The sequence below is a fragment of the Micromonospora rifamycinica genome (assembly GCF_900090265.1).
Taxonomy (GTDB): Bacteria; Actinomycetota; Actinomycetes; order Mycobacteriales; family Micromonosporaceae; genus Micromonospora; species Micromonospora rifamycinica.
In genome coordinates, this window is sequence record NZ_LT607752.1 from 4,656,518 (window position 1) to 4,683,142 (window position 26,625).

Annotated in this window: 19 protein-coding genes; 8 read left to right on the forward strand and 11 right to left on the reverse strand. The window is 72.5% G+C overall.

The window, feature by feature from the left end; all coding sequences use genetic code 11:
• Entirely contained in the window at window positions 1-1,854 is a 1,854-nt protein-coding gene (locus GA0070623_RS19355; protein ID WP_067304084.1) for a putative bifunctional diguanylate cyclase/phosphodiesterase, read from the reverse strand.
• Entirely contained in the window at window positions 1,851-2,657 is an 807-nt protein-coding gene (locus GA0070623_RS19360; protein ID WP_067304088.1) for an SAM-dependent methyltransferase, read from the reverse strand. Before GA0070623_RS19360 ends, GA0070623_RS19355 begins: the two co-directional genes overlap by 4 nt.
• Before the next feature lie 418 nt (window positions 2,658-3,075).
• On the opposite strand from GA0070623_RS19360, the gene GA0070623_RS19365 reads away from it, so the two are divergent.
• The gene (locus tag GA0070623_RS19365; protein WP_084261129.1) at window positions 3,076-5,715 is read left to right on the forward strand and encodes an IPT/TIG domain-containing protein; all 2,640 of its coding nucleotides are present in this window, start codon (window positions 3,076-3,078) and stop codon (window positions 5,713-5,715) included.
• A 203-nt stretch (window positions 5,716-5,918) separates the two neighbouring features.
• Here the strand turns inward: GA0070623_RS19365 and GA0070623_RS19370 are convergent, their stop codons facing one another.
• The 5 genes from GA0070623_RS19370 to GA0070623_RS19390 form a co-directional block, all read right to left on the reverse strand.
• Window positions 5,919-7,529, reverse strand: a complete 1,611-nt coding sequence (locus GA0070623_RS19370; RefSeq protein ID WP_067304094.1) for a cellulase family glycosylhydrolase — start codon at window positions 7,527-7,529, stop codon at window positions 5,919-5,921.
• A gap of 171 nt (window positions 7,530-7,700) precedes the next feature.
• On the reverse strand, window positions 7,701-8,825 hold the full coding sequence (locus tag GA0070623_RS19375; RefSeq protein ID WP_067304098.1) for a sensor histidine kinase: 1,125 nt from the start codon (window positions 8,823-8,825) through the stop codon (window positions 7,701-7,703).
• Window positions 8,818-9,513 (reverse strand): response regulator transcription factor, encoded by a 696-nt coding sequence (locus GA0070623_RS19380; protein WP_067304100.1) that lies wholly within the window; start codon window positions 9,511-9,513, stop codon window positions 8,818-8,820. The genes GA0070623_RS19375 and GA0070623_RS19380 overlap by 8 nt, the downstream gene beginning before the upstream one ends.
• Window positions 9,514-9,522: 9 nt before the next feature.
• Window positions 9,523-10,236 carry a VanZ family protein gene (locus tag GA0070623_RS19385; protein ID WP_067304103.1) on the reverse strand — a complete coding sequence of 238 codons (714 nt, stop codon included), beginning with the start codon at window positions 10,234-10,236 and terminating at the stop codon, window positions 9,523-9,525.
• A 101-nt stretch (window positions 10,237-10,337) separates the two neighbouring features.
• Window positions 10,338-11,612 (reverse strand): serine hydrolase domain-containing protein, encoded by a 1,275-nt coding sequence (locus tag GA0070623_RS19390; protein ID WP_067304105.1) that lies wholly within the window; start codon window positions 11,610-11,612, stop codon window positions 10,338-10,340.
• A gap of 269 nt (window positions 11,613-11,881) precedes the next feature.
• Between GA0070623_RS19390 and GA0070623_RS19395 the strand changes: the two genes are divergently transcribed.
• A complete protein-coding gene (locus tag GA0070623_RS19395) occupies window positions 11,882-12,622 on the forward strand; it encodes a hypothetical protein (protein WP_067304108.1) in 741 nt (246 codons plus the stop codon).
• Window positions 12,623-12,828: 206 nt separating this feature from the next.
• Here the strand turns inward: GA0070623_RS19395 and GA0070623_RS19400 are convergent, their stop codons facing one another.
• The gene (locus tag GA0070623_RS19400) at window positions 12,829-13,473 is read right to left on the reverse strand and encodes an O-methyltransferase (protein WP_067304110.1); all 645 of its coding nucleotides are present in this window, start codon (window positions 13,471-13,473) and stop codon (window positions 12,829-12,831) included.
• A gap of 109 nt (window positions 13,474-13,582) precedes the next feature.
• On the opposite strand from GA0070623_RS19400, the gene GA0070623_RS19405 reads away from it, so the two are divergent.
• Complete coding sequence (locus GA0070623_RS19405) at window positions 13,583-14,155, forward strand: TetR/AcrR family transcriptional regulator (protein ID WP_067304113.1); 573 nt, start codon at window positions 13,583-13,585, stop codon at window positions 14,153-14,155.
• 95 nt (window positions 14,156-14,250) lie between these two features.
• Here the strand turns inward: GA0070623_RS19405 and GA0070623_RS19410 are convergent, their stop codons facing one another.
• A complete protein-coding gene (locus tag GA0070623_RS19410) occupies window positions 14,251-15,228 on the reverse strand; it encodes a hypothetical protein (RefSeq protein WP_157517475.1) in 978 nt (325 codons plus the stop codon).
• A gap of 142 nt (window positions 15,229-15,370) precedes the next feature.
• On the opposite strand from GA0070623_RS19410, the gene GA0070623_RS19415 reads away from it, so the two are divergent.
• Window positions 15,371-18,535, forward strand: coding sequence for an AfsR/SARP family transcriptional regulator (locus GA0070623_RS19415; RefSeq protein ID WP_084261130.1), 3,165 nt, complete (start codon window positions 15,371-15,373; stop codon window positions 18,533-18,535).
• Here GA0070623_RS19415 and GA0070623_RS19420 read toward each other — a convergent pair.
• Together GA0070623_RS19420 and GA0070623_RS19425 are read right to left on the reverse strand one after the other, a co-directional pair.
• On the reverse strand, window positions 18,487-19,053 hold the full coding sequence (locus tag GA0070623_RS19420) for an AAA family ATPase (protein ID WP_067304123.1): 567 nt from the start codon (window positions 19,051-19,053) through the stop codon (window positions 18,487-18,489). The genes GA0070623_RS19415 and GA0070623_RS19420 overlap by 49 nt on opposite strands.
• A 59-nt stretch (window positions 19,054-19,112) precedes the next feature.
• Complete coding sequence (locus GA0070623_RS19425; RefSeq protein ID WP_067304126.1) at window positions 19,113-20,699, reverse strand: DUF6194 family protein; 1,587 nt, start codon at window positions 20,697-20,699, stop codon at window positions 19,113-19,115.
• A 47-nt stretch (window positions 20,700-20,746) separates the two neighbouring features.
• On the opposite strand from GA0070623_RS19425, the gene GA0070623_RS19430 reads away from it, so the two are divergent.
• From GA0070623_RS19430 to GA0070623_RS19445, 4 genes are all read left to right on the forward strand, one after another.
• Window positions 20,747-21,472, forward strand: a complete 726-nt coding sequence (locus GA0070623_RS19430) for a TioE family transcriptional regulator (protein WP_231932473.1) — start codon at window positions 20,747-20,749, stop codon at window positions 21,470-21,472.
• A 234-nt stretch (window positions 21,473-21,706) separates the two neighbouring features.
• Window positions 21,707-22,510 (forward strand): ABC transporter ATP-binding protein, encoded by an 804-nt coding sequence (locus GA0070623_RS19435; protein ID WP_084261131.1) that lies wholly within the window; start codon window positions 21,707-21,709, stop codon window positions 22,508-22,510.
• A gap of 3 nt (window positions 22,511-22,513) precedes the next feature.
• A complete protein-coding gene (locus tag GA0070623_RS19440) occupies window positions 22,514-25,024 on the forward strand; it encodes an ABC transporter permease (protein ID WP_089004125.1) in 2,511 nt (836 codons plus the stop codon).
• A 412-nt stretch (window positions 25,025-25,436) separates the two neighbouring features.
• A complete protein-coding gene (locus GA0070623_RS19445; RefSeq protein ID WP_067304184.1) occupies window positions 25,437-26,528 on the forward strand; it encodes a sporulation protein in 1,092 nt (363 codons plus the stop codon).
• The last annotated feature ends 97 nt before the right edge of the window (window positions 26,529-26,625 follow it).

The following is a 26,625-nucleotide window of genomic DNA, read 5'->3' on the forward strand; positions in this document are numbered from 1 at the left end:
TCAGAGCCGCCGGAGGGGAACCGGCGGCGGCCCGGTGTCGTGGGGCACGGTCTCGCGGTGCCCGCGCGCGACGATGCCGGCGGTGATCTCCTGGGGCGGCACCGGACGCCCGAAGTGCCAACCCTGCCCGTTGTCGCAACCGGTCGACGCCAACTGGCGGGCCTGCTGGGCGGTCTCGATGCCCTCGGCGGTCACCACCAGGCCGAGCTTGTGCCCGAGCGACACCACGGTGCTGAGGAACTCGTCGTCCGTGCCGGGGCGGCGGTCCCCCGGCCGCCTGGCCGGCTGCGCCGACGAGCGGGTCAGACTGGCGTCCAGTTTGAGGCCGTGCAGCGGAAGTGACCGGAGATTGGCCAGGTTCGCGTAGCCGATGCCGAAGTCGTCGATGACGACCCGGACGCCGATCGTCATCAGCGCCGCCAGGGTCTCGGTCACCACGCCGCTCGGGTCGATCACGGCCTGCTCGGTGACCTCCAGTTGGAGCAGGTGCGGCGGCAGGCCCGTCCGGTCGAGGATCTGCGCCACCGCGCCGGCCAGGCCGTTCTGGTGGAGCTGGCGGACCGACACGTTCACGCTCACGTACAGGCCGGGTCGGACCCGCTGCCACCGGCTGGCCTGCCGGCACGCCTGCTCCAACAGTTGTGCGCCGAGCGTGACCACCAGGCCGGTCCGTTCGGCCAGCTCGATGAAGCGGGCCGCGCTGAGCAGGCCGAGCCGGGGATGCTGCCAGCGGGCCAGCGCCTCCACCCCGGCCAGCCGACCGGTGCGGAGGTCGGCGATGGGCTGGTAGGCGGCCATGAACTCGCCCCGCCGCAGCGCCGCCGGCATGGCCGCCGACAGCCGGTACCGCGCGGCGTCGGCCTCGCTGCGGTCCGGGTCGAACCGGCGCAGGGTGGCCTTCCCGTCCGCCTTGGCCCAGTGCAGCGCGATCTCGCTGGCGCGCATCAGGGCCGCGGCGGCACCGTCGGCGACGGTGGCCTCGGCCACTCCCGCGCTCGCCGTCAGGGGCACCTCGGTGCCGTTGACCCGGAACGGGGCGGCGACCGCGGCGAGCGCCTGATCGGCGATCTTGACGGTGTCCTCGGCGCAGGTGGTGTCGCGGACCAGGATCGCGAACCGGTCGCTGTCCAGCCGCGCCACCAGGTCGATCCGCCGGTCGGTGAGCGCGCCGAGCCGGTCGGCGATCTCGCGGAGCAGCAGGTCGCCGACCTGGTGGCCGAGCACGTCGTTGACCGCCGCGAAGTCGTCGACGTCGAGGCAGCAGACGCCCACCCGGCCGATCGGCACCTCGGCGGCGGACAGGCGGCCCAACTGCTCGGTGAAGAGTGTCAGGTTGGGCAGCCCGGTCAGCGTGTCGTGGGTGGCGAAGCGGCGGAACCTGGTCTCGCTGACCCGGAGCGCCTCCTCGGCCTTGGTGCGGGCGGCCAGCGCGGCCAGCCGGACCGTCTCCTGGGCGCGGAGGGTGCGGTCGTGCGCGGCCGCCGCGAAGCCCGCCGCGAGCTCGGCCAGCAGGTCGTTCAGCCGGGCGGCGCGGGCCGGATCGGCCCCGACGGCCAGCTCGTCGAGGAACCGCGAGCCGATGACCGCGATCGTGCCGCCGAGCGCCTCCGGTGACCCGAAGCCGGCCGCCACCAGGTCGGCACCGATCCGCCGGCCGTGGCCCGGCTCGGCCGGTTCGGTGAGGACCGCGGTGACCAGGCGGTCCGCCAGCCCGGCCACGATGCGGTGCCGCTGGGCGGCGCTGATCGGCACGTAGTGCGCCCGGTGCAGGGCCACAGCCCACGCCGTGACGAACTGCTCGACGCCCGGCCGGTGCCGGTCGTCGACCCCGTCGGCGTCGGGCCGATCGTTCACCTGCGGCGCCCGACCCCGACGTAGAAGCTCATCCGCTCCGGATGCTCGCCGACCTCGGCCGGTGACTCGGGACGCCACAGCGGTGACCACACCACACCGGGTTCCACCAGGTCGAGGCCGGCGAAGAAGTCCTCCACCTGGGCGCGGGTACGGGCGGTGACCGGGGTGTTCGTCCGGCCGCTGAGCCGGGTGCCCTCGCCCATCTCGTCCGGCCGGCTGTCGGTGGTGACGTGGCTGATCGCCACGCAGCTGCCGGGGGCCAGCGCCGTCCACAGTCGCCTGATCACGCCGTACGGGTCGTCCTCGTCGGCAACCGCGTGCACGACCGAGACGAGCAGCAGGCCGACCGGCTGGTCGAGGTCCAGCAGCCGGCGGACCTCGGGGTGGCCCAGGATGGCGTCCGGGTGGCGCAGGTCCTCCAGCAGGGCGATCGCGTTCGGCTGGCCGGCGAGGATGTGCGTGCTGTGGGTCACCGCCACCGGGTCGATGTCCACGTAGACCACCCGGGTGTCCGGATCCACCTGCTGGGCGATCTCGTGCACGTTGCCCACCGTCGGGATGCCGGACCCGATGTCGAGGAACTGCCGGATCCCCTCGTCGAGCATGAAGCGCACCGCGCGGTGCAGGAACTCGCGGTTCGCCCGCGCGACCAGACGGAGGTCCGGCACCGCGGCCAGGGCCTGCCGGGCGAACTCCCGGTCGACCTCGAAGTTGTGCGAGCCGCCGAGCCAGTAGTCGTAGGCTCGGGCCACGCTCGGCCGACTGAGGTCGACATCTGCTGGTGCCCACTCCGGCCGTTCCATTGCCACCTTTCCCCATCACCACAGTGACGTGACCGCCGCCACTATAATCGGAAGTTTCCCACCCCTGCAGCGCGGCGGGATTCCGCCGCAGGCCAGTGCCGCCGGGGGTTCCGCCCACGATCCGTCCACAGGGCACGGACACTCGACCCGCCGGTGGTCGTCAGGCGGGCGGGGCGACCGCGCCTCCGTGGCGGTGTCCCCGGCGACCGCATCGGTCGATCTCCCCGGGTGTCGACGGCCCCGACCGGCCGGTCGGGGCCGGGCGCGGTTTCGCGGAGCGGTGCCGCCGGGGGCGGGCCGGGGCGCCGATAGTTATAAATCCTTTATGCGTAACTTGTCCGATTCCCTCTCGTTCAGTCGTTGACGGCTGCCGCGACACCGAGCAGACCCGTCATCCGCATCTGAACGGGGGAAATCGGTGAGGCCTGTCCTGCGAAGAATCACGAGCGCGTCCACGGCGGTGCTGGTCGCCGGCCTGGCGACCCTGGGGGTGGGGACGCCGGCCCGGGCGGCACCCGGCGACGCGACCGCCCGCGGTGTCGTCGTCGACCTGTCCGCCGAGGTGCTCGGCACAGCGGTGATCTCCGCCGCCGCCACCATCGGCACCGCCACCGCGCCGGCCGCCGGTGGCACCGACACCGAGACGTTGCTGGCGGTGTCGGTACCGGGGGCGCTCGGCGTGACCGCCAGCGGCACCGTGGCGGAGGTCACCGCCACCCGGGCGGCGGACGCTTCGTCGGCGTCCGCCAGCGTCACCGCCCTCAACCTGACGGTGCTCGGCATCGACGTGCTGGACACCGCCGAGGCCACCGCCACCGCGGTCTGCCCGCAGGTCGGCGCGACCAGCGCGGACACCACGCTCGTCGGGCTGGAGCTGTTCGGCTCGGCGGTGACCCTGACGGCGAACACCCCCGCCGTCGTGGGCAGCGCCGCAGTGGTGGTGCCGGGGCTGGTCGGCGCGAGCCTGGACGCCGCGTTGACCCGCGTCGAGACGACCACCGCCACCGGCGCGACCGCGATCGCGGTACGGGCCGTCCTCACCCTGTCGGGCACCGTCCTCGGTGTCCCGACCACCATCCCCGTCGGAACCGTGATCGTGGCCGAGGCCAGCTGTGAACGTCCGCCGGCCGCGCCGACCGCCGCGACGATCACCCCCGACGAGGGTCCGCAGTCGGGCGGCCAGACGGTGACGATCACCGGTACGGGCTTCGTCCCGGACGGCACCACGGTCACCTTCGACGGCGTGCCGGCGACCGGCGTCACCGTGGCACCGGGTGGCGGCTCGCTGACGGCGGTCACCCCGCCCGGCGCGGTCGGCCCCGCGCAGGTGGTGGTCAGCACGGTGAACGGCGCGACCGCGCCGCTGGGCTACACGTACCTGGCCGACGGCAGCGGAGCGACGGTCACCGGCCTCACGCCGACCTCCGGACCCACCGTCGGCGGCACGACCGTGACGATCACCGGCACCGGTTTCACCGGCGCGGCCGGCGTGGACTTCGACGGGTTGCCCGGCACCGGGTTCACCGTCGACCCGGCCGGCACCACGATCACGGTGGTGACCCCGCCGAACCCGGCGGGGCCGGCCCTGGTCGAGCTGGTCTTCCCGGACGGTCGGGTGACCGCGCCGACGTTCACCTACGTCGCGCCGACGATCACCTCGATCGTGCCGGACACCGGCCCGACCGCCGGCGGCACCACGGTCACGATCACCGGTACCGGCTTCACCGGGGCGACCGGAGTGACCTTCGGCGACACCCCGGGCACCAACCTCGTCGTGGACCCGGGTGGCACCTCGCTGACCGTGGTCACACCGCCGGGGCAGGTCGGCCCGGTGGACGTCACCGTGCTGCTCCCGGGCGCGAACGCCACCGCCCCGGGCGGCTTCACCTACGTGGCAGCGCCGCCGACCGCCGCGTCGATCACGCCGGACGAGGGTCCGCAGGCGGGCGGCCAGACGGTGACGATCACCGGATCCGGCTTCGTCCCCGGTGGCACGACCGTCACCTTCGACGGGCTGCCGGCCACCGGCGTCACGGTCGCCCCGGGCGGCACCTCCCTGACGGCCGTCACCCCGCCCGGTGCGGTGGGGCCGGCCGTCGTGCTGGTGAGCACCGACGCCGGTACGGCGGCACCGCTCGGCTACACCTACCTCGCTGACGGCAGCGCCGCCGACGTGACCGGGCTGACCCCGACGACCGGGCCGACCTCGGGCGGCACCACGGTGACCATCACCGGCACCGGCTTCACCGGGGCGACCGGGGTGACCTTCGACGGGGTGCCCGGCACCGGGTTCACCGTCGACCCGGCCGGCACCACGATCACCGTGGTGACTTCGCCGAACACGGCCGGGCCGGCGGAGGTGCGACTGGTGTTCCCGGCCGGCACCGCCGGGGCGCCGCCGTTCACGTACGTCGCACCGACGATCACCTCCATCGTGCCGGGCACCGGACCGACCACCGGCGGCACCACGGTGACCATCACCGGCACCGGCCTCACCGGCGCGACCGGTGTGGACTTCGGTGGCACACCGGGCACCAACCTGGTGGTGAGCCCCGACGGGACCTCACTGACAGTGGTCACCCCACCCGGCCCGGTCGGCCCGGTGGACGTGACCGTGCAGCTGCCGGGTGACGACGTCACCGAACCGGGCGGGTTCAGCTACGAGGCCGCCCCGCCGCGCATCGACACGGTCACCCCGGGCCAGGGGCCGACCGACGGCGGTACGACCGTGACGGTCGGCGGCTCCGGGTTCGTGCCGGGCCGGACCACTGTCACCATCTGCGGCGCGGTCATCCCGGCCAGCCAGGTCACCGTGGCGACGGACGGTCGCTCGTTGACCTTCCGCACGCCGCCCTGCGCGGCCGGCGACACCACGGTCGTGGTGAACACCGACGGTGGCGCCTCCAACGGGCTCACCTTCCGCTACGTCCCGCGGAACCTGCCGGTGACCGGTGACGTCGTCACCACGCCGCTGGCCGCCGGGGCGGTGCTCGCGCTCCTCGGCGTCGTCCTCGTCCTGCTGACCCGCCGTCGGCGGCACGCCGGACAGGTCGACTGACCGGGACGTCCCGGCCGGGGTCCGATCGGATCCCGGCCGGGACGCGTACCGACAGCCTCGTCCCGCCGAGCGGCGCACCCGCGCCGGGCGGCCAGCGGCCTGACCGCCGTCGTGGCCGGTCAGGCCCCTGGTCGCACCTCCCGGCCCCGCCGGTTCAGGGTCTGCTCAACCGCCGTGCAGGACAGCGCCGGTCCAGGGCACGCTCAGTTCGCCGTGCAGGACAGCGCCGGTACGCCGTTGGTGCCGCCCGCCGAGGCCAGGAAGCCGAAGGTCGTGCTGCCGCCGGCACCGAGCGCGCCGTTGTAGCTGACGTTGCGGGCGGTGACCGTCGGGCCGCTGCTGGTCAGTGTCGCGCTCCACGCCTGCGTCACCTGCTGCCCGTTGGCGAACGTCCAGGTCACCGTCCAGCCGCTGATCGCGGAGCTGCCGGCGGTCACCCGTACCTCGGCCTGGAAGCCGCCCTGCCACTGACCGGTCACCGTGTACGACGCCGCGCAGGACCGCCCGCCCGACGGCGGCGGGGTCGTGGTCGGCGGCGGGGTGGTGGTCGGCGGCGGGGTGGTGGTCGGTGGCGGCGCGGTGGTGGTCGGCGGCGGGGTGGTCGGCGGGGTGGTGCCGACGGCGCTCATGATGGCGTCGATGATGCCCTGCTGGGTGACGCTGCCGGTGCTGCGGTTGAACAGCCCGAACCCGTACGCCCCGTTGTAGCCGTTGTCCCAGTAGGCGGTGGCGGCCCCGTACTTCTTGGCGGTGGCCACCAGGGTGCGCGCGTAGTCCGCGCGGTACCTGTTGTTCGTCGGGTCGGCGGACGTCTTGTCGACCGATCCGTACTCGCCGACGAAGACCGGGTAGCCACGCGCGACGAAGGTGTCGCGCACCTTCTTCAGCTGCCCGTCCATGAAGTCCTGCTGCCCCCAGGTCGACTTCCGGGCCGGATTGGTGGCGGCCGGCCCCCACTGCGTGATGGTGCCGTTCTCCTCACCGGCGAAGTCCCAGGGGTCGTAGTAGTGCACGGAGATCATCAGCCGCTGCTCGTTGGCCGGGATGGACGACGACCGGTACTGGTCGGTCGGCAGCACGAAGCCGTAGTTGCCGACGGTGTAGTCGATGTTGGTGTTCCAGCCGGGGACGAGCAGCCAACGCGAGGTGTTGTTCCCGCCGGTCCGGCGGACCGTGTCCACGAAGATCTGGTTGTAGGCGTTGATGTTCGAGTAGCACGGCTGGGTGGGGTTGCCGTACTGCCCGTCGAACTCCTCGTTCATGGATTCGAGGACGAGGCGCTCGCCGTAGCTCTGGAACCGGGTCGCGACCTGCTGCCAGACCTTCTGGTACCTGTCTTTGATCGTCGTCTGGTTCGACGCGTCGCAGATCAGCCACGAGCCGTTGATGGTCTTGTAGCCGTCGCCGTGCATGTTGATCAGCACGTACAGGCCGCGACCGTAGGCGTAGTCGACGATTTCCTTGATCCGGTTGAGCCAGCCGGCGTTGACCGTGTAGTTCGGGGCGGAGCCGATGTTTCCGAGGTAGGAGACCGGGATGCGGATCGTCGTGAAGCCCGCCGCGCGTACCCGGTCGATGAAGGCCTGCGTCACGACCGGGTTGCCCCACGCCGTCTCGCTGGGGATCCCGTTGGCGTTGGCTTCCAGGGCGTTGCCCAGGTTCCAGCCGGCCCCCATGCCGGCGACGAGTTGGGTGGCGTTGAGCTGGGTCATGCTGTCGGCCGACGCGGAACTCGTCGTCACGACGGCGGAACCGGCCAGCGCCAGTACGCCGGAGAGGAAGGCGAACTGCACCTTCCGGAGTGTGGATGTCACCAGGATCTCCCGTCTTCGAGCCCACCGTCACGCGGGGTTGTCGAAGCGATTCGACGATCTGTCGACTGTCTGCCCCGGCAGGTGCCGGGCCGCCAAAGAATAGATGTACATGCATGAATGGGCAAGGTGGCCGGGGGTCTCGTGCCGGGTTCGGACCGCCGGGGGAGGACACTACGGCGTGCCGGGCAGTCGGACCGTGACCAGGAGGCCTCCCCGTGGGCTGGGGGCGAGGTCGAGGGTTCCGGCGTGGGCGCGGACGATGCTGTGCACGATGGCGAGGCCCAGGCCGACGCCGGCGTGTTCGTCGGTGCGTACGCGTCTGGTCCCGCGCTGGAAGGGCTCGGTGAAGGTCGGCACCAGCTCGGGCGGGAGCCGGTGGCCCGTGTTCCCGATCCGCAGCACGCTCGTGTCGCCGTGCGCCTCGGTGTGGACCGACACGGTGCCGCCGGCCGGAAGGTTGTGGACGATGGCGTTCTGCACGAGGTTGGTCACCATCCGTAGCAGAAGCTCGGGGGAGCCGCTGGTGCCGGCCGCCCCACCGGAGACGTCCAGGGTGATCCGACGCCGTTCGGCGAGCGGGAGCAGCGTCTCGGTCGCCTCCTCGGCGAGCAGTGAGAGGTCGAGGCGTTCGCGGGCGAAGACACCACGGTCGCCGCGGCTGAGCAGCAGCAGAGCCTCGGTGAGGTCGATCGCCCGCTGGTTGACGGTGTGCAGTCGGTCGATGAGGTCCCCCCGCCCCGCGGCGGGATCCCGGCGGGCGACGTCGAGCAGCGCCCGGGACACCGCGAGCGGGGTCCGCAGTTCGTGGGAGGCGTTCGCGGCGAACCTCTGCTGCTCGGCGACGTGGGACTCGAGTCGTTCGAGCATCGAGTCGAACGCGTCGGAGAGTTCCCGGAACTCGTCGTCGCGTCCCTCCAGGCGAATCCGGTGGGACAGCGACCCGTGCGCGGCCATCCGGGTGGCACGGGTGATCCGGGTCAGTGGCGCGAGCATCCGGCCGGCGAGGAGCCAGCCGCCCAGCAGGCCGAAGAACAGCAGCAGGGCCAGCACCACCACCGCTCTCGGGGCGAAGGCGCGGAGCAGGTCGGAGCGGTTCGGTACGAACATGACGGGGGCGGGCAGCCGGGAACTCCCGGGGGTCGGTGCGGGGGTGGCGGGGGCGTCGATCACCTCGGGTACGTACCGCAGCAGGAACACCCACACGGTGGTGAGGAGCAGGCCACCGGCCAGCACGACGAACCCGGCGTAGCTGAGGGTCAGTTTGAGGCGGACGCTGGGACCGGGCTCCCTAGTCACGCTCCGCTCCCGTGCCCCCGTCGCCGGGGCCGGTGTCGATGCGGTAGCCGACACCCGGCACCGTGCCGATGATCCATGGTTCGCCGAGCCGTTTGCGCAGGGTGGAGACGGTGATGCGGACGGCGTTGGTGAACGGGTTGGCGTTGAGGTCCCAGGCCCGTTCCAGCAGTTCCTCGGCACTGACGACCCCGCCCTCGGCGGCGACGAGGACCTCCAGCACGGCGAACTGCTTCCGGGTGAGCGCCACCGGACGGCCGTCGCGCAGGACCTCCCGGCGGAAGGGGTCGACCCGCAGGCCGGCGGTCTCGCGGACCGGCGGCCGGCAGTACCCGCGTCTGCGGTCGAGTGCCCTGAGCCGGAGCACGAGTTCCCGCAGGTCGAACGGTTTGGTCAGGTAGTCGTCGGCGCCTAGTTGGAAGCCGGACGCCTTGTCGTCGATCCGGTCGGCGGCGGTGAGCATGAGGATCGGGATGCCGCTGCCGGAGGCGACCATGCGCCGGGCGACCTCGTCGCCGGAGGGGCCGGGGACGTCCCGGTCGAGGACCGCGAGGTCGTAGTGGTTGACGCCGAGCAGCTCCAGGGCCGCGTCGCCGTCGGGGGCGATGTCGGCGGCGATCGCCTCCAGCCGCAGGCCGTCCCGGACGGCCTCGGCCAGGTAGGGCTCGTCCTCCACGATCAGTACGCGCATGCGGGCAGCCTATGGTCGGACGAGCGTCGTACCGGTGGGTCCGGATCGCCGGCCCGACGCCGTCGCCGGCCCGGTGCGCCACCAGTGGCGGGACGCCAACCCGGCCAGCACGGCGCCGGTGGTGTTGACCAGTACGTCGTCCACCGAGGAGACCCGGTCCAGCAGCAGGACGTACTGTGCGGTCTCCACCAGAACCGAGCAGCCCGCCCCGAGCGCCAGGATCCGCGGCACCGAGGCCAGCGCCGGGAACCGCACCGGGGCGAAGAACCCCAGCGCCGCGGAGACCAGCAGGTTGCCGCCGATCCCGACCGGCCCCATCGTGACCAGGTCCCGCAACGGGACCAGACTCACCCGGCCGGGGCCGGTGCCCGGTGCCGCTCCCGGCATCAGGACCATCCACACGAACGGCGCCGTCCCGTAGACCATGCCCACCTCGGTCAGCGACCTCCGCCACGCGGAGGTGCCGCCGGTCGCCCGACGCAGGTGGGCCAGCGTCCACACCGCCAGGGCCGCCAGCGGCAGGCCCACCAGCGTCATCAGCACCACCCCGTTGAACGTGTCGTAGCAGCCGTGCCACCGTCCGGCCAGGCACGGGGGAGCGGACATCATGAGCGGCCGTCGGACGGCGAACGCCGCGCCCGCCAGCCCGAGGACACCCAGGCTGGCGAGCGCGACCGTGCGGATCGGGCGCGGCGGTGCGGACGGGGAGGCAGGGTTGCTCATGCCCCCATCGAAGCCGGAGCGTTGTTGCGGCGGCGTATGCGTTTCTCCATGCCCCGGCGCGCCGACCCCGGCAGGTCCCGCTCCCGCGCCCGCCGGACCGCTCAGCCGCCGCCCCCGCCACCGGGCGGTCCGACCGGGCCGCCGGTGACGGCCGCGGCCTCCCGCAGGCAGATGTCCAGCACGGGTACGCCGTCGCTGTTGGCGAGGACGACGCCGACCCACCCGGTGTCGGGGTAGATGCTCCAGTTCGCGCCGACGCCACCGGCCCCGCCGCCCCGGCCGATCACCCACTGACCGTTGACGATGCTCACCGGCATCGTGTAGCCCTCGTAGGCCGTGGGCTCCGGGCCGGGGAGCTTGGCCCCGGCGAACAGATCGGCGTAGGGCCGGTCGAGCACCGTGCCGTCGCGCAGTGCCTCGGCGAACCGGACGAGGTCCGGCGCGGTGGCGAAACCGTCGCCCGAGGCGTACCCGATGAAGCCCCGGCCCGGGTTGCGGCCCAGGATGTTCGGATCCAGGCTGCCCTCGTCCAGGTTGCGGACGGCGTCCACCAGGCTACCGTCGGCCTGCCGCAGGTACGGGTGCGCGATGTGCTCGTCGGTGAGCCACTGGTCCCGCGAGTAGTACGCCGAGCCGGTCATCCCGCAGCGCCCGAAGACATGCTCGTGCACGTAGTCCCAGAACGTCATGCCGGACACCGCCTCCACGACCTGCGCGGCCATGGCCAGGCCCACGCCGCCGCCGGGAAGGTGGCCGTTGGACCCGGTGCCGGGCACGCCCGCCAGCGTCGCCTGCCGCACCCACTGCTCGTGGTACCCGCGCACCTCCTCCCGGCTGTGGAAGACGCGCTGCCAGTCCGGCATCGGGGCGTCCAGCCCGGAGGTGCTGGTGAGCAGGTGGTGGAGGGTCACCTGCTCGGCGATCGGCCCGGCGAGCCCGGTCAGGTGGGCGCCCACCGGGTCGGACAGCGTCACCCGCCCCTGCTGCACCAACCGCAGGACCGCCACCGACAGGAAGGGCTGGCTGCCCGAGGAGAGGTTGAACGCGGTGCCCTCGTGGTTGCGGATCCGCCGCTCCCGGTCGGCCATGCCGTAGCTGCGCGACAGCACCGTCCGGCCCCGGTGGGACAGCAGCACCACGCCGGAGAACCTGCCCTCGGCGGCCAACCGCGCCACGTACCGGTCGTAGGCCCCGCCGGGTCGGGTGTCCGGCGGGATGCGGTCGCGTCCGGCCGGGCCGGGGCGGGCCGGGGCGGCGTGGCCGGTCCCGGCACCCACCAACGGCCCGCCCGCCGCCGCGACCATCCCGGCGGCGGCCATCCCGCCCCAGGTGACGAGCCGTCGCCGGTCGATACCCCGTGCGTCGTCCTGGTTCATGGTCACGCTCCTCGTCCGGTCGACGGGGCGTGCGCTGACAGCGTTGCGCTCTGCTCCATGTCTGCATTCAAGACACGGGGACGTTGCGCGGGCGTATGGAAATTCCCGTGGCGGAGCACGGCCGCCGGTGCTAGCTTCCTGATGCCGTGCGAGAGACCGAGGAGGTGGTACCCGTGAACGTTTCGACATGGGTGCTCCCCTGCGGGGTCACGGTCGGGCGATAGATCGTCCGGGAGCGCCGCCCACGTGCACTCCCGAAGGGCACCACCATGCGATTCACCAGCGAGCAGCGCCTCGAAGACGGCGTCCTCGAACGCGAGTTCACCCTCGATGGGATTCCCGGCATCCTGTGGACGCCCGCGTCGGCCTCCGCGGCCGTGCCGGTCCCGCTGATCATGCTCGGCCACCCCCCGCTCGGGCTGCCCACGATGTACCCCCGGCTGGCGGCCCGGGCCCGGCAGGCCGCGGCGGAGGGCTTCGCCGCCGCCGCCGTCGAACTGCCCGGCAGTGGTGCCAGGCCCCGGTGGGCCGCTGCCGAGCAGGCCCGCGCCGACCTGCGCCGGGCCAGGGAGGCGGGCGGACCGGTCAGCGACGGGATCGTCGACGCCCTCGTCCTTCCCCTCGTCGACCGGGCGGTTCCGGAGACGCGGACCGCCCTGGACGCCCTCCTGGCGCTACCCGAGATCGGCGGCCCGGTCGGGTACTCGGGGGGAGTGATCTCCGTCGGCATCCGGCTCGCGGTGGTCGAGCCGCGCATCGTGGCCGCCGGCCTCTTCGCCGGGAGCCTCGTGCCCCGCGTGATGGTCGAGGAGGCCCGACGGGTCACCATTCCGCTGCACGTCCTGCTCCAGTGGGACGACGAGGGCAATGACCGGCAGGCGGCCCTGGACCTGTTCGACGCCTTCGGCTCGGCAGAGAAGACGCTGTCCGCCAACATGGGCGGACACACCGGTGTTCCGTCGTTCGCCGGGCAGGACGCGGTCGGGTTCTTCGCCCGGCATCTGCGCTAGCTAGCTCCGGGTCGAAGCCCGTACTGGGTGCCCGAGCCGATCCGCCGGCCGGGCACCCACGCCGGGCTGCACCACGGCCGGACGTTGCGCCCCACAGCCCCGTCACGGCCCCGCGTCGCGTTCCGTGGCGCTGCACCGGGCGCTGGAGAAGCGCCCGATCCCGGCCCGGCGACCCGGCGGCGACCTGTCCGATCTGACCTGCGCGATCAGCGGCCCGTCCAGCAGCTGAGCTCCATGCCGTCCTCGACCGGGAAGTCGACGCTGACGTAGCCGTTGTCCGGGTCGCGGACGTAAGCCACGTAGTCGCTCATCGAATCGAACGTCGAGTCGTCGCCGACGACCAGGGCGCCCGGGGCGAGCCGGTCCTCGATCCGGCGCAGGACGGGCAGGCACAGCTCCTTCCAGCCGTCGAGCAGCGCCAGACCGATCGGGCCGCCGACCGTGCCGAGGGTGGTCAGCGCGTCGCCCTCCAGCACGGTCACGAGGTCGCTGAGTCCGGCCGCCTCGATGGTGGCGCGGGCCGCCTTGACCTTGGTCGCGCTGAGTTCGGTCGTCGTGACGTGCCCGACCCCGTTGTCGCGTACGGCTGCGGCGAGGTAGAGCGTCGAGATCCCGTACGAGGTGCCGAACTCGACCACCGTCTGCGGTCGGGCCGCGCGGACCAGGGCGTAGAGCAGGTCGCCGCCGCGCGCCGAGATCGGCATGTAGACGTCTTCGAGCAGGTCGGCACGTTCCTGGGAGGTGGTGGTGGGCGCGGTCCGGCACGGTGAGCGCTCGTCGTCCCGCTCGGCCTCGGTGAACAGCCGGGTGATCAGGTCGCGGACAGCGGGGTCGTACAGTGTCGTCGTCATGAGCACTAGACTAGACGCAACGTTGCGTCTAGTAAAGCGGCGGACCTTGTAACGTCTCGGGGGACGTGGACCCCGCACGGGAAGACGCCTCAGGGGGAAGGAGCGCCCGATGCATCGCGGCAACCGGCACGGCCGCAGCGAGGCGGCCCGCGAGGCCGTGCTCCAGGCGGCGGACGACCTCGTCGCCGAAACCGGCTATGCCAAGGTCACCATCGAGGGCATCGCGGCCCGGGCCGGCGTCGCCAAGCAGACGATCTACCGGTGGTGGCGCTCCAAGACCGACATCCTGGTCGACGCGTTCGTCGCCGACAGCGCCCAGGAGCTCACCCTGCCCGACACCGGCGCCCTCCGCACCGACCTGCGGGCGCACCTCGACGAGCTGGTCCGGTTCCTCGAGGTGTCCGACTCGGGCGCGGTGTTCCGGGCGCTGGCCGGTCAGGCCCAGCACGACCCGGAGCTGGCCGCCCGGCTGCGCGCGGAGGTGCTGCCACGGCTGCGCGCCCGCGACCGGGTGCCGTTCGACCGGGCGGTGGCACGGGGCGAGCTGCCCGCCGAGGTCGACGTCGACCTCCTCGTCGACCAGACGGTCGGGCCGATCCACTTCCGGGTCCTCGTGACGGGTGAGCCGGTGACACCCGCGCTACTGGACGCCCTGGTCACCAGGGCGGACCAGGGGCGGTAGGCGCCCGGGCCGGGGGAGGGATCGCGGCGGAAAGGGCGCGGCCACCGCCCGACAACGATGGGTTGCCGGGCGATGACCGCGGGACGGGTGCGGGATCAGGCGGCGATGGCCTGCAGGTAGGCGGTCCCCCCACAGGAGAGCGTGCTGAGGTTCTTGAACGACATCGTGATCTGGCGCTGGGAGGATCCGTCAGCGTTGATGCGCTGGGCGTAGACCACGCGCGTGACCTCGAACTGGCAGTAGGTGGGGAAGCTGCCCTGGGGCGACGGGCCGATCACGTAGGCCGAGGTGACGGGATTCGCGTTGTTCCAGGTCGTGGACCAGGTGCCGCCGGCACCCACGGTCGCCATCGCGAACTGCGAACCGATGGTGGTCGAGCCGAGCCGGACGTCGGCCTGGCAGGTGACGGCCCCGACGTTCTTGACCTCCACCCAGATCTGCCGGAGCGAACTGCCCGGCTGCACGGTCCAGATGCGGGTCACCTGGAACTGGCAGGCCGTCGAGCTCGTGGCGCCGTTCGGGTTGAGACCGGCCACCCAGATGGTGTTCCAGGGGACGTTCCAGAGGTAGGTCTGGGTGCCCCCCGGGCTGACACCACCGGTCGAGACGAGGGACGTGCTGGTCACCGCCGCCAGTTGCACGGTCGCACCACAGGCGATCGAGCCGACGTTCTTGAGGGTGAAGTGGAACTGCCGCTCCCCACTGGACAGCTGGACGTACTTGCTGCTGATCGTCTCGAACTGGCAGGTGGCCGAGGTGGTGGCGCCGGCCGGGTTGTAGCCGACCACGTAGGCGGCGTCGGCCGGGGCGTTCGTCCAGGTCCAGCCCTGTGTGCCGCCGACCGGGACGGTGCCGGTGAACCACGTCGCGGCGGTGCCGATCCCGCCCTTCGCGGCGGCGCCCAGCCCGTTCGACGCCGCTGCGGCGGCCCGTGCGTCGCGCTGCGACTGCTGCGACGCCTGCGGCGGCTGTGTCTGCTGCGACGACTCGCGGGCCTGCGCGACCCCGGCCGACGCGACGACCATGCCGAGCGTCGTCACCGCGAGGAGAGCCGCGCGGATTCTTCGTCTCATGAAAGCTCCTTCACCCCAGGTTCCGGGCGGTCCGCCCGGCTCCATCAGGCTGCGCGGCCCGGCTTGCCATCGGCTAGCCATCCGATAGCCGCCCTGGCCGCGACGCATAGAATCAGCGTCGATACGTCGATGTGGGGGCTCGATGGCATGGCGCTTGCTCGGCCCGGTCGAGGCCGTGGTGCGGGGCGAGCGAGTACCGCTGGGGCGGCCCCAGCAACGCGCCGTGCTGGCATATCTGTTGCTCAATGCCAACGTGGTGGTGTCGGCGGAGCAGCTGGCCGAAGCGCTGTGGGGCGGAGCCCTCCCCACCCGCGCCCGGGCACAGGTCCAGGTCTGCGTCTCCCGGTTGCGGCGACTGACCCGGGCGGCCGGCATGCCCGAGACGATCCATTCGGATTCCGGGGGATACCGCCTGGAGCTGGCCGGCGACGACCTGGACGTGGTGGCCTTCTCCGGGCTGGCCGAAGCCGCCCGTCGGCACGCCGGCTCCGGCGAGCACGAGCGGGCCACGATCCTGTTACGACAGGCGCTGGCGTTGTGGCGTGGCCCGGCGCTCGCGGGCGCCTCCGGCGCCTTCGTCCCGGGGGCCGCCGCCGGCCTGCACGACAAGCGACTCGCCGCGGCCGAGGACCTGTTCGACGCCGAGTTCGCGCTCGGTCGGCACGCCGCCGCAGTGGCGCCGCTGCGCGAGTTGGTCACCGGCAACCCGTGGCACGAAGGACTCGCCGCGCGGCTGATGACGGCGCTGGCCGGCTCGGGGCACCAGGCCGAGGCGCTGCGGGTGTTCGAGCGGATCCGCCGCCTCCTCGCCGACGAGCTGGGCATCGAGCCGGGAGCCCGGCTCGCGGAGGCCCACCTGCGGGTGTTGCGGCAGCAGCTTCCGCCGAGCCGGCCCGCGCCACCGACCCGGGATCCCGGAACCGGTCCGCGGCCCGCCCAGCTGCCCGCCGGGCTGTCCACCTTCACCGGCCGTGGCGACGCCCTCGCCGCGCTGGACACGATGCTGAGCCGGGCCCGGGAAGGCGGTGCCCTGGCGGTCGTCGCGATCATCGGAACGGCCGGGGTGGGCAAGACGGCGCTGGCGATCCGGTGGGCACACCGGGTACGGCCGCTCTTCGACGACGGGCAGCTCTTCCTGGACCTGCGTGGCTACTCGCCCGGAGCGGCGACAGCGCCGTCGGACGCGTTGTCCCGCTGCCTTCGCGCGCTCGGTGTGCCGCCCACCCAGGTGCCGGACGACATCGACGAGGCGACGGACCTCTACCGCAGCGTGCTCGCCGACCGGCGGATGCTGATCCTGCTCGACAACGCCCGTGACACCGCGCACGTCCGGCCGCTGTTGCCCGGGGGCGCCGGCTGCCTGGTGATCGTGACCAGCCGTGACAGCCTGGGTGGGCTGGCCGCCCGGCACGACGCGCAGCGGCTGTCGTTGGACGTGCTCGCGCCGCAGGAGGCCACCGAGCTGTTGACCCGCGTCATCGGCGCGGAGCGGGTCGCCGAACAGCGGGACGCTCTCGCCGAACTGGCCCACGACTGCGCCCACCTGCCGCTGGCCCTGCGTATCGCCGCGGCGGACCTGCACGGCCGCCCCGACGAGCAGGTCAGCGGGTACCTGGCGCGGCTCCGGGCGGGCGACCCGCTGACCGTGCTGACCGTCCGGGACGACGACCAGATCGCGGTACGTTCGGCGTTCGCCGCCTCGTATCAGACGCTGCCACCGCGACTCCAGCGGCTGTTCCGGCTGTTCGGCCTGGTGCCCGGCTGCGACGTGACAGCGGAGTCGGCCGCCGCGATGCTGCGGTGCGGAGCCGACGAGGCGGCGGACCTGCTCTCCCGCATCGCCGACGCGCACCTGGCACAGGAGCGGACACCGGGTCATTTCGGCACCCACGACCTGCTCGGCCGGTACGTGACCGAGCTGGCAGAGATCGAGGACAACCGGGAGAGCCTGGGCGACCTGCTGTCCTGGTACCTCTTCAGCGTGTACGCCGCCGCCGACCGGCTGTGTCCACAGGTGTTGCGCGTGCCCACACCGCTACCCGCGCCCGCCGCTCCACCGATGCGGTTCGCCACCCACGTCGACGCGCTGGCCTGGCTCGACGCGCACCGGCACAACCTCGTCGCCGTGACCCGCCACGCGGCGCACCAGGAACTGCACACCCTCGCCTGGTCGCTGGCGGACGCGCTGCGCGGATACCTGTGGCTGGGCATGCACACCACGGAATGGTCAGCGGTCGCGAGGATCGGTCTCGCCGCGGCCCGGGCCGACCGGCACGAGCAGGCCGAGGCGGCGGCCCGGCTGAGCCTCGCCGCCCTGCACTGGCGGCTGGAACGGTTCCCCGAGGCGATCGACGACTATCAGCTGGCGCTGCTCTGCGCGAAGCGCTCGGAATGGCGCGACGGCGAGGCGGCCGCGCTGGGCAACCTGGGTCCGGTCTTTCGGATGACCGGCCAGCCGGGTGAAGCTCTGCGGGTGATGGAGCAGGCGCTGGAGTTCAACCGGCGCAACGGCCGGATCCCGGGCGTCGCCGTCAACCACAACAATCTCGGACTGGTCTGCGCCGACCTCGGACGGCTCCGCGAAGCCGTCGACCATCACCACGCGGCGCTCACCCTGGCCCACCAGGGCGGGGCACCCTCCAGCCGGGCACTCATCCTGAGCAACCTGGGCGTCGTCCTCCACCTGCTCGGCCGGTCCGACGATGCGTTGCAGACGTTGACCGAGGCACTGGAACTGCATGAGCAGATGGGCAGCCGGGGCCGTGCGACGACGCTGTGCGCGCTGGCCCGGGTCCACGGCGACCGGGGCGACCATCCGCGGGCGGCCAGCCTCGCCCGGCAGGCGCTGGACATGGCGCGCGCGCCGGCCGAGCCCCGGGTCGAAGCGCTCGCTCTGCACATCCTGGGGATCGCCGAAGGGAGAACCGGCACACTGTTGAGTGCCCTGAGAACGGCGCGCACCACCGCGGACCGGTACATCGAGGCCGACATCACCGTCAGCCTCGCCGAAATCGACGAACCTGCGGCACCTTCCTGGTGCCATGCGGCGCTGTCCGTCACCCGGCAGTGCGGCTACCAGCTGCTCGAAGGCCGGGCGCTCGGCGCCCGCGCCGCAGCCGAGTACCGGGCCGGTGACCTGGCCGCCGCCCGGCGCAGCGCCCGGTTGGCGGCCCGGTCGCACGCCCTGACCGGCCACCAGCCGGGCACGGAGCGCATCGAGAAGCTGCTCGCCCTGCTCGCGTCGGAGCCCCTGCCGGGCTACCTGTCGAACCCCGTTGAGCCCAGCGCTTCCACCAGCGACGCGTAGGTGGCCTGCACCTCGTCCACCACGCTGGGCACCAGCACCGCTCCCGGGCGCAGGCGGACGACCTCCATCAGGTCGTCGTACATGATGCCGAGCACGGTCGACCCGCCGGCTCGCTCGACGAGCCGGTGGTGGTGGCGGATCCACGCGTCGTCGCTGTCGCGGGCGCGGCGGTGGAACCGCTCGATCGTCGTCTCCCGTTCGTCGGCCAGGACGATCTCGTGGAAGCCCGCCCCGTGCTCGCGCGCGATCCTCTCGAGACCGTCGATCTCGTCGCTCGTCGCGAGGTACTGCGGCAGGACGACGTCGTGTCCGCCGGCCAGGTGGACCGCCGCCATCCCCCGCACCAGGGACCACACGGCCGGCCAGGTGTCGGTCTGTTCGTCCCGCCAGCCGCCGACGAGGTGGTGGATGGTGTCGACGTCGAGGTTCAGGGCGCCGGGGTGGCGGTCGGCGTAGAGCGCCGAGAGGGTGGACTTGCCGATGCCCGGCGGGCCGTTCAGGTGGATCAGTCGCGTCATTCTCACCTCGATGCGGTGGAGTCGGTAGAAGGCCGGCGGGCCGGTCGCACCTGCTCCGGTCATCGTCTCCTGCGGTGCTCGCGACCAGCGGCGCGGACACGTGCCCGCTCCAGCAGCCGCTCCACCTCGTCCGCGGTGGCCGGGCCCGGGTTGACCACGCTGGCCCAGCCCTGGACAGCGTAGGCGGGATGGGGCATCAGCCGGTCGGTCCGGGCGAAGTCGAGTCCGTCGCGGTGTGCGGCGAACTCCTCCGGTCCGTAGCCGAACAGGTTGCGGAACTCGGTACGGCCGATCTCGATGTTGAGCCGGTACCGGCCGGGTCCGGACAGCCGGGATCGTTCGTCGAAGCCGGGCACGTCGTGCCCGACGATGGTGGCGAACGGCCGCATCCGGTCCTCACCGGCGAAGAAGAACCGGTCACCCCAGGTGTGGGACGGCATCTCGGAGCCGGCTTCGATCCGGGTCTCGGTCACTGCGGGACGGCCGGCGATCCGGGCCGCGTCAGCCGCGCCGGGCTCCGAGCCGACGTGCAGGATCGCGTCGCAGGTCTCGATCGTGGCCGCGTCCAGCGGGGAGTACCCGAGCAGGTCCGTCACACGTGGGCGCAGGTCGCTGCCGACGGGTGGCGCGAAGATCCCGGTCTGGGGGCCGAGGCGTTCCTCGTAGGTGCCGACTTCCGGTTGGCCGAGGCCGACCGGCCCACTCGCCCCGAGGCTTCCGGCCACGTACAGGTACCTGTCGCCGAGCAGTGGCGACACGATGGAGCCGGCACCGTTCCACAGTGCCGAGAGGTGCTGACCCTCCCAGTGGGTGTCCCACCGGCTCGGGTGGCGCTGGAGGTGGGCGTTGTTGGCCGAGACCAGGACCGGCCCACGGTCGCGCTCCATGGCGAGGATATCGAGCAGGTTCTGTGCCATCACCGCGTCCCGCGCCGCGAGCAGGCGTTCGATCCGCTGGGACCGGGTGCCCGGCTCGGCCATCGCGGCGTGGTAGGTGAGCAGGCCGATCACCGTGGTGGCGAGCACCCTGGCTCGGTTCCACGCCGCGGGGGAGGTGTCGCCGACGAGTCGGGGCGCGTCGGCGTACAACCGGGATCGCAGGTCCTCGGCGAGGCCGCGGAGCGCGGCGGCCTCGGGTGAGCGGCCCGGCGAATACGAGGCGTCGTACATGATCTCCGCGGCGGTCCAGCGGTCTTCCCCGCCGACCAGGCGGTCCAGGTCGGTCGTCGTCACGCCGAGGTATTCGCACAGCTCCCGGAGCAGCGGGCCGGGGCTGGGTGCGCCGGTGATCTCGGTCGGCGCGTCGAAACCGTGGAAGGTGACGCGCTCGGCGGGTGACAGTTTCCCGTTGTGCTCGCGCAGCCAGTCGACCAGTTCGCGGGTCGCCGGATGGGCACCCCAGCCGTGACTGATTCCGGTGCTCAGGTCCACCTCGTCGCGCCGGCCCTGGACGTAGTCGTCGACGGCGAGGCCGGCGGCCCGGTCCGATTCGATCGCGATCGACCGGAAACCGTGCCCGACGAGTGTTTCGAGGATCCGGTTGCGCAGGCGGGGGAATGCCGGCTCACCGTGGTAGGGCTCACCGATCGCGAGCAGGTGCGGCCGGCGGGTGCCGACCAGGGACAGCAACGCGGTGTCGAAAACCATGACCTCGACCGTATCGTTGAACCGACCTGTGAAACTTCACCCCGATCGTGCTCGGAGAACGCCACCTGAAGTCTCAAACCGCGAGGTACCGGCCGGTCGACCTGGGCCGGGCGGTCGGGCTGTCCGCGCAGGCGGTCCGTAACTACGAGCAGGCCGGGATGATCCCGCCCGCCGTCCGCACGCCCAGCGGCTACCGGGTCTACACCGACGACCACCTGGGCGCGTTGACCGCCTACGTCGCGCTCATCGCGGGGTACGGCCACCGTGCCGCCGGAGAGATCATGAAAGCGGTGCTCGGCGGCGACCTGCCGACGGCACTGGCCGTGTTCGACACCGCTCACGTACAGCTCCACCGCGACCGGGAGACCGTGGAACGCGTCGCCTCAGCGGTCGTCCTGCTCGCCTCCGGCCCGCCGGCCACGCTGGCCCCGGAGGTGCCCGTCCCGATCGGCGTCCTCGCCCATCGGCTCGGTGTCACCCCGGCCACCCTGCGCAAATGGGAACGAGCCGGGATCCTCGCCCCGGCCCGGTCACGGACCGCGCGGGTTTACCGCGCCGACGACGTACGTGACGCCGAACTCGCCCATCTGCTGCGCCGGGGCGGCTATCCGCTGCACCACATCGCGGCCGTGATCGGGCAGGTCCACGCTGCCGGTGGACCCGGGCCGCTGGCCGCGTCGATCGACCAGTGGCGCGGACGGATCACCGCCCGGGGCCGGGCCATGCTCACCGGCTCGGCCCGCCTCGCGGACTACCTGTCCTCCGTGAGCTGACGCGGAGCCGGCGCCCGACGATCACGGACGCGACCGGAGCCGGTGGCGACGCGACCACCGCTGCGCGCGGCTCGCCCGCCCACCCACCCTGCCCGCAACGACCTGACGACCGGGCCGGGGTCCGGGCGGTACAGCCAGCGCTACCGCGATCGGCCCGCCACCTGGATTGTTGTCGGCGACTCCCAAAAATATGGTTTCTTCGCGGAGGAAACCAACGAAAATGGGAGTCCGGCGATGTCGGTGAATAGTGCACGACTCGATGTCGTGTCGACGGTCAACAAAGAGACGCCGGTGGCGGCGGTGCGGGTCCAGCAGTTGCGCAAGGTCTATGGCGGTGACCGGCAGGCGGTAACCGCGCTCGCCGGTGTCGACGCGGCCTTTCAGCGGGGGACGTTCACCGCGGTAATGGGGCCGTCCGGCTCGGGCAAGAGCACGTTGCTGCAGACCGCAGCGGGGTTGGACCGCCCGACCAGCGGCCTGGTGTGGGTCGGCGACACGGAACTGTCGCGGCTTTCCGAAACGAAGCTGACCAAGCTGCGACGGTCGGAGATCGGGTTCGTCTTCCAGGCGTTCAACCTCGTCGGAGCGTTGACGGTGCGGGAGAACATCACGCTGCCGTTGCGGTTGTCCGGAAAGCGGGCGGACCCCCTCTGGACACGGCAGATCGTCGACCGGGTCGGGCTCACCGAGCGGCTGTCCCACCGCCCCTCGGAGCTGTCCGGCGGGCAGCAGCAACGCGTCGCGATCGCCCGGGCACTGGCCACCCGGCCCGAGGTCATCTTCTGTGACGAACCGACCGGCGCGCTGGACACCCAGACCGCCGGCGAGGTGCTGGCTCTGCTGCGCTCGGTGGTGGACGAGGCGGGACAGACGGTCATCATGGTGACCCACGACCCGGTGGCGGCGTCCTACGCCGACCGGGTGATGGTGCTGGCCGACGGGCGCATCGTGCACGACATGCCGCAGCCGGGCGCGGCGCGGATCGCCGAGCACCTCGCGACGCTCGGGCGTCGTCCGCAGCCGACGCAGGAGGGCTGACCCGTGCTGAAGCTGGCCGGACAGATGCTGCGTCACCGCAAGGGCAGCGCGGTCGCCACCCTCCTGGCGATGACCGCCGGAGTGCTGATCCTGATGTCGCTGGGCGTCCTCGTGGAGTCCGGCCTGCGCTTCACCGCCGCCCCACAGCGGTACGCGGCCGCCGACGTCGTCGTCGCCAACCGCGACATCACGCTCGCCTCCACCATGCTGGGTGAAAAGGAAACGACCACCCTCGCGCTGCCCGAGGGCGGGACCGTCCCGGCGGAGATGGTCGACCGGATCCGGCAACTGCCGGGGGTGGCCACCGTCGTCGCCGACCGGACGGTGCCGGCGATCCTGCCGAACGGCGCCGCCACCGGCCACGGCTGGAGCAGCACCGCCGTCACCCCGTACCAGTTGACCAAGGGTGCCCGGCCCACCCGCGACACCGAGGTCGCGCTGGACGAACGGCTGGCCGCCTCGGTGGCTCCCGGCGACGAGGTGCCGATCCTGCTGAACGGCAGCGCACGGACGTACCGGGTCAGCGGTCTCGTCCGCCACGCGGGCCCCCGGCCCGACCCGCACGCACCGCCCGAGGTGTTCTTCACCGACGCGCACGCGGAGGTCCTGCACCCACGGCTGGGCCGGGTCGACGCGGTGGCCGTCCTGGCCGAACCCGGTGCCGCCAAGGCCGTGGTGGCCGACGTGCGCCGACTGGCCGCCGAGGCCGGCGTCAAGGCCTACGCCGGCGACGAGCGGGGGCTGCTGGAACAGTCCGCGGACCAGGCGGCCTCCCTCCTGCTGGTGCAGTTGGGCAGTGTGTTCGGCGGCTACGTGGCGCTGCTGGTCATGTTCGTGGTGGCGGGCACCATCGGTCTCGCAGTCCGGCACCGCCGCCGTGACCTCGCCCTGCTGCGCGCCGTCGCCGCCACCCCCGGCCAGGTCGCCTGCCTGGTCCTCGCCGAGGTGGGACTGCTCAGCCTGTTGTCGGTCGTCATCGGGGTGCCCGTCGGTTGGCTGACCAGCCGATGGCTGCACCGGGAGCTGGTGGACCGGGCGTTCATCCCGGACACCTTCCCGGTTCGCGGTGGCGGCTGGGCGGCGGTCGCCGTGGCGGTGGCGACGGTCGCGGTGGCGGTCGGTGCCGCGTTGATCGCGGCCCGCCGGACGGTGCGGATCCGCCCGACGGAGGCGCTCGGTGAGATCGCCGTGGAATCCGTCCGTAACGGCCCCCTCCGCCTGATCTCCGGTTTCGCCGCCCTGGCCGGCGGCGTCATCCTGATCGCCCTCACCGGCGCGGCGAAGGGGACCGCCGCCCTCGGGCCCGCGATGGGTCTGCTGTGCCTGCTCGTCCTCGCGGTCGCCCTGCTCGGGCCGTGGATCAATAGGGCGGCCGCCCGACTGCTCGCCCCGGTGCTGCGGCGGGTGTGGGGCGACAGCGGCTACCTCGCGGCGGCGAATCTGCGCGCCAACGCCCAGGGCATGGTCACGGTGCTGACCGCACTGGTGCTGTCCGTCGGCTTCGGTGGCTCGGTCTGGTTCCTCCAGGACAACCTGGACAAGCAGATCGTCGCCGAGAACCGTGACGGGATGCTGGCCCAGCAGACCGTGGTGTCCGCCACCGGACTGCCCGACACCATGCTGGCGCAGATCCGCGACATTCCCGGCGTGCTCGCGGCCACCGGCGTCCGGAACACCTCGATCATCCCGGACGGAGCCGCCGAGGGCGCGGACGCGCAGGCGGTCGACCCGGCGGGCGTCGACCTCACCATGGACCTCAAGGTCCGCAGCGGGAGCCTGGCGGACCTGCGCGGGGCGGCGATGGCAGCGTCGACCCTGCAGGCCGGGTCGAACGGCTGGCGGGTGGGCGACCAGGTCGCCGTGCGGCTCGGCGACGGCACACCCGCCGATCTGCGCGTCGTGGCGATCTACGACCGGGGCTTCGCGTTCGGCGACGTCACCGTCGCCAAGGACGTCGTCGCCGGGCACACCGCCGTCGCCGGCTACGAGCGGATCCTGGTACGCAGCGAGCCCGGTAAGGACGTCTCCGCCGCGCTGGGCGGGGTCGTCGGCCGGTACCCCGACAGCTCGGTGACCAGCACGGCCGACGTCAGTGGTCAGCTCGCCGACGACCTCGCGCTGAGCGCCTGGCTCAACAAGCTCCTGATCGGCATCATGGTCGGCTACGCCGCTCTTGCCGCAGCGAACACCATGGTCATGGCCGCCCTCGCCCGGGGCCGCGAGCTGGCCCTGCTGCGCCTGGTCGGTGTCACCGGCAAGCAGGTCAAGCGGATGGTCCACGCGGAACAGACCGGCCTGCTCGGCGTATCGCTGCTCATCGGCGGAGCCATCGCCGCCGTCACCCTGATGTCGATCGTGCACACGCTCACCGGCCAGCTGGTGCCCTACGTTCCACCGCTGGGATGGGTGTCCATCATCGGCGGCACGACGCTGCTGGCGCTGTTCACCACGATCCTGCCGGTCGCCCGACTGCTCCGCGTCCCGCCGGTCGCCGGTATCGGCATCAAGGAGTAACCGGCCACCGACAGCCGGTTCCGCGGAACACCCTCGACGGGCGGGCCCGCAGGACGGGTCCGCCCGTCGACGTACCCCGGGAAGGGCCGGCACCGATGCGGGCCGCGGCTGCGGCGGGCCGGCCGCGCGGGCACCCGCCCGGCGCGGCGGTCCGCGAGGTGGCCGCCAGCGGGGCGATTCAACGCGCACCCTACGGAGGGCCTGACCGGCCCGCCCTCTCCTACCAGCCGGTAGTCGTGCGGACGCGTTCAGCTACCTCTCAGGTGGCGTTGGTAATTTTCCGCCGCAACGGCCTCCATCATGGAGGGCATCGATCTCGTTGCGCCACAAGGCTTTCCGGTGGAATCTTCCTCGTATTGCGGTGTCGCGCGACTGTTGTTCGTCAAGGGAGACGCGCGGAGTGTTCAAGAAGATGCTGGGCGCGTTCGGGGTGGGTGGCCCGAGCGTCGACACGGTCCTGTCCAATCCGAACACCCGTCCGGGTTTGCTGCTCGACGGGCAGGTGAACCTGACCGGCGGCAGCCACGACGCGGACATCGACCACATCACCGTCGGCCTGGTCACCCGGGTGGAGATGGAGGGCGTCGAGGAGGAGTACGACGCGTTCGTGGAGTTCCACCGGGTGCAGGTCGCCGGTGGCCTGCGCCTGCGCGAGGGGCAGCAGTTGTCCCTGCCGTTCCAGGTGGCGGTGCCGTGGGAGACGCCGGTGACCGACCTGTACGGGCAGCGCCTGCACGGCATGACGATGGGGCTGCGTACCGAGGTGGCCGTTCGCGGTGCGGTCGACAAGGGCGACCTCGACCCGGTGTACGTGCACCCGCTGCCGGCGCAGGAGCGGATCCTGGAGGCGTTCGGGCGGCTCGGTTTTCCGTTCAAGGGCGCCGACCTCGAACGCGGTCACCTCTCCGGGCTGCACCAGACGCTGCCGTTCTATCAGGAGATCGAGTACTACGCCGCCCCGCAGTACGCCCACGCCGTCAACGAGGTCGAGCTGACCTTCGTGACCAGCGAGCACGGCGTGGACGTGGTGCTGGAGTTCGACAAGCGCGGCGGTCTGTTCACCGGTGGCCACGACTCGTACGGGCGTCACCACGTCGCCCACGGGGGTGCCGAGCACGGTGACTGGACCGCGCAGGTCGACGGCTGGATCCGGCAGGCCCTCGACGGCCGCCAGGGCCTGCACACCGGGCATGGCTACGCGGTGCCCACCCAGGGTTACGGCACCCCCGGATATCCCCCGCCACCCCCGCCGCCCGGCTACGGAGCCCCCGCCTACGGTCAGCCCGCCTACGGTCAGCCCTCGTACGGAGCCCCGGGCTACGGGCACGTCGGGCACGGTTATCCGGGCGACCACCACGAGGAGCACCACGAGCGGCGCGGCCCCGGCATGGGCGGTGTCGCCGCCGGTGTGGTCGGTGGTGCCGCGCTCGGGTTCGCCGGCGGGATGGTCGCCGACGAGGTCTTCGGCGACGACGAGGACGAGGGCGGCGACGACGAGGGCTGAGCCCGTCATCGGTCCACTGTGGGCCTTGGTGGAGTTCCATGATCCAGTTTGCTAGTTTTGACCGCATTCGATCGGAAAGTCCGATCGGGTCTTGAAG

What these genes read in the sequence shown, in the direction of transcription:
- GA0070623_RS19400 (WP_067304110.1), bottom strand. Translation starts at nt 13,473, where the DNA reads ATGACGACGACACTGTACGACCCCGCTGTCCGCGACCTGATCACCCGG.
- GA0070623_RS19420 (WP_067304123.1), bottom strand. Translation starts at nt 19,053, where the DNA reads ATGACGCGACTGATCCACCTGAACGGCCCGCCGGGCATCGGCAAGTCC.
- GA0070623_RS19405 (WP_067304113.1), top strand. Translation starts at nt 13,583, where the DNA reads ATGCATCGCGGCAACCGGCACGGCCGCAGCGAGGCGGCCCGCGAGGCC.
- GA0070623_RS19445 (WP_067304184.1), top strand. Translation starts at nt 25,437, where the DNA reads ATGCTGGGCGCGTTCGGGGTGGGTGGCCCGAGCGTCGACACGGTCCTG.
- GA0070623_RS19390 (WP_067304105.1), bottom strand. Translation starts at nt 11,612, where the DNA reads ATGAACCAGGACGACGCACGGGGTATCGACCGGCGACGGCTCGTCACC.
- GA0070623_RS19415 (WP_084261130.1), top strand. Translation starts at nt 15,371, where the DNA reads ATGGCATGGCGCTTGCTCGGCCCGGTCGAGGCCGTGGTGCGGGGCGAG.
- GA0070623_RS19360 (WP_067304088.1), bottom strand. Translation starts at nt 2,657, where the DNA reads ATGGAACGGCCGGAGTGGGCACCAGCAGATGTCGACCTCAGTCGGCCG.
- GA0070623_RS19435 (WP_084261131.1), top strand. Translation starts at nt 21,707, where the DNA reads ATGTCGGTGAATAGTGCACGACTCGATGTCGTGTCGACGGTCAACAAA.
- GA0070623_RS19410 (WP_157517475.1), bottom strand. Translation starts at nt 15,228, where the DNA reads ATGAGACGAAGAATCCGCGCGGCTCTCCTCGCGGTGACGACGCTCGGC.
- GA0070623_RS19380 (WP_067304100.1), bottom strand. Translation starts at nt 9,513, where the DNA reads ATGCGCGTACTGATCGTGGAGGACGAGCCCTACCTGGCCGAGGCCGTC.
- GA0070623_RS19385 (WP_067304103.1), bottom strand. Translation starts at nt 10,236, where the DNA reads ATGAGCAACCCTGCCTCCCCGTCCGCACCGCCGCGCCCGATCCGCACG.
- GA0070623_RS19425 (WP_067304126.1), bottom strand. Translation starts at nt 20,699, where the DNA reads ATGGTTTTCGACACCGCGTTGCTGTCCCTGGTCGGCACCCGCCGGCCG.
- GA0070623_RS19395 (WP_067304108.1), top strand. Translation starts at nt 11,882, where the DNA reads ATGCGATTCACCAGCGAGCAGCGCCTCGAAGACGGCGTCCTCGAACGC.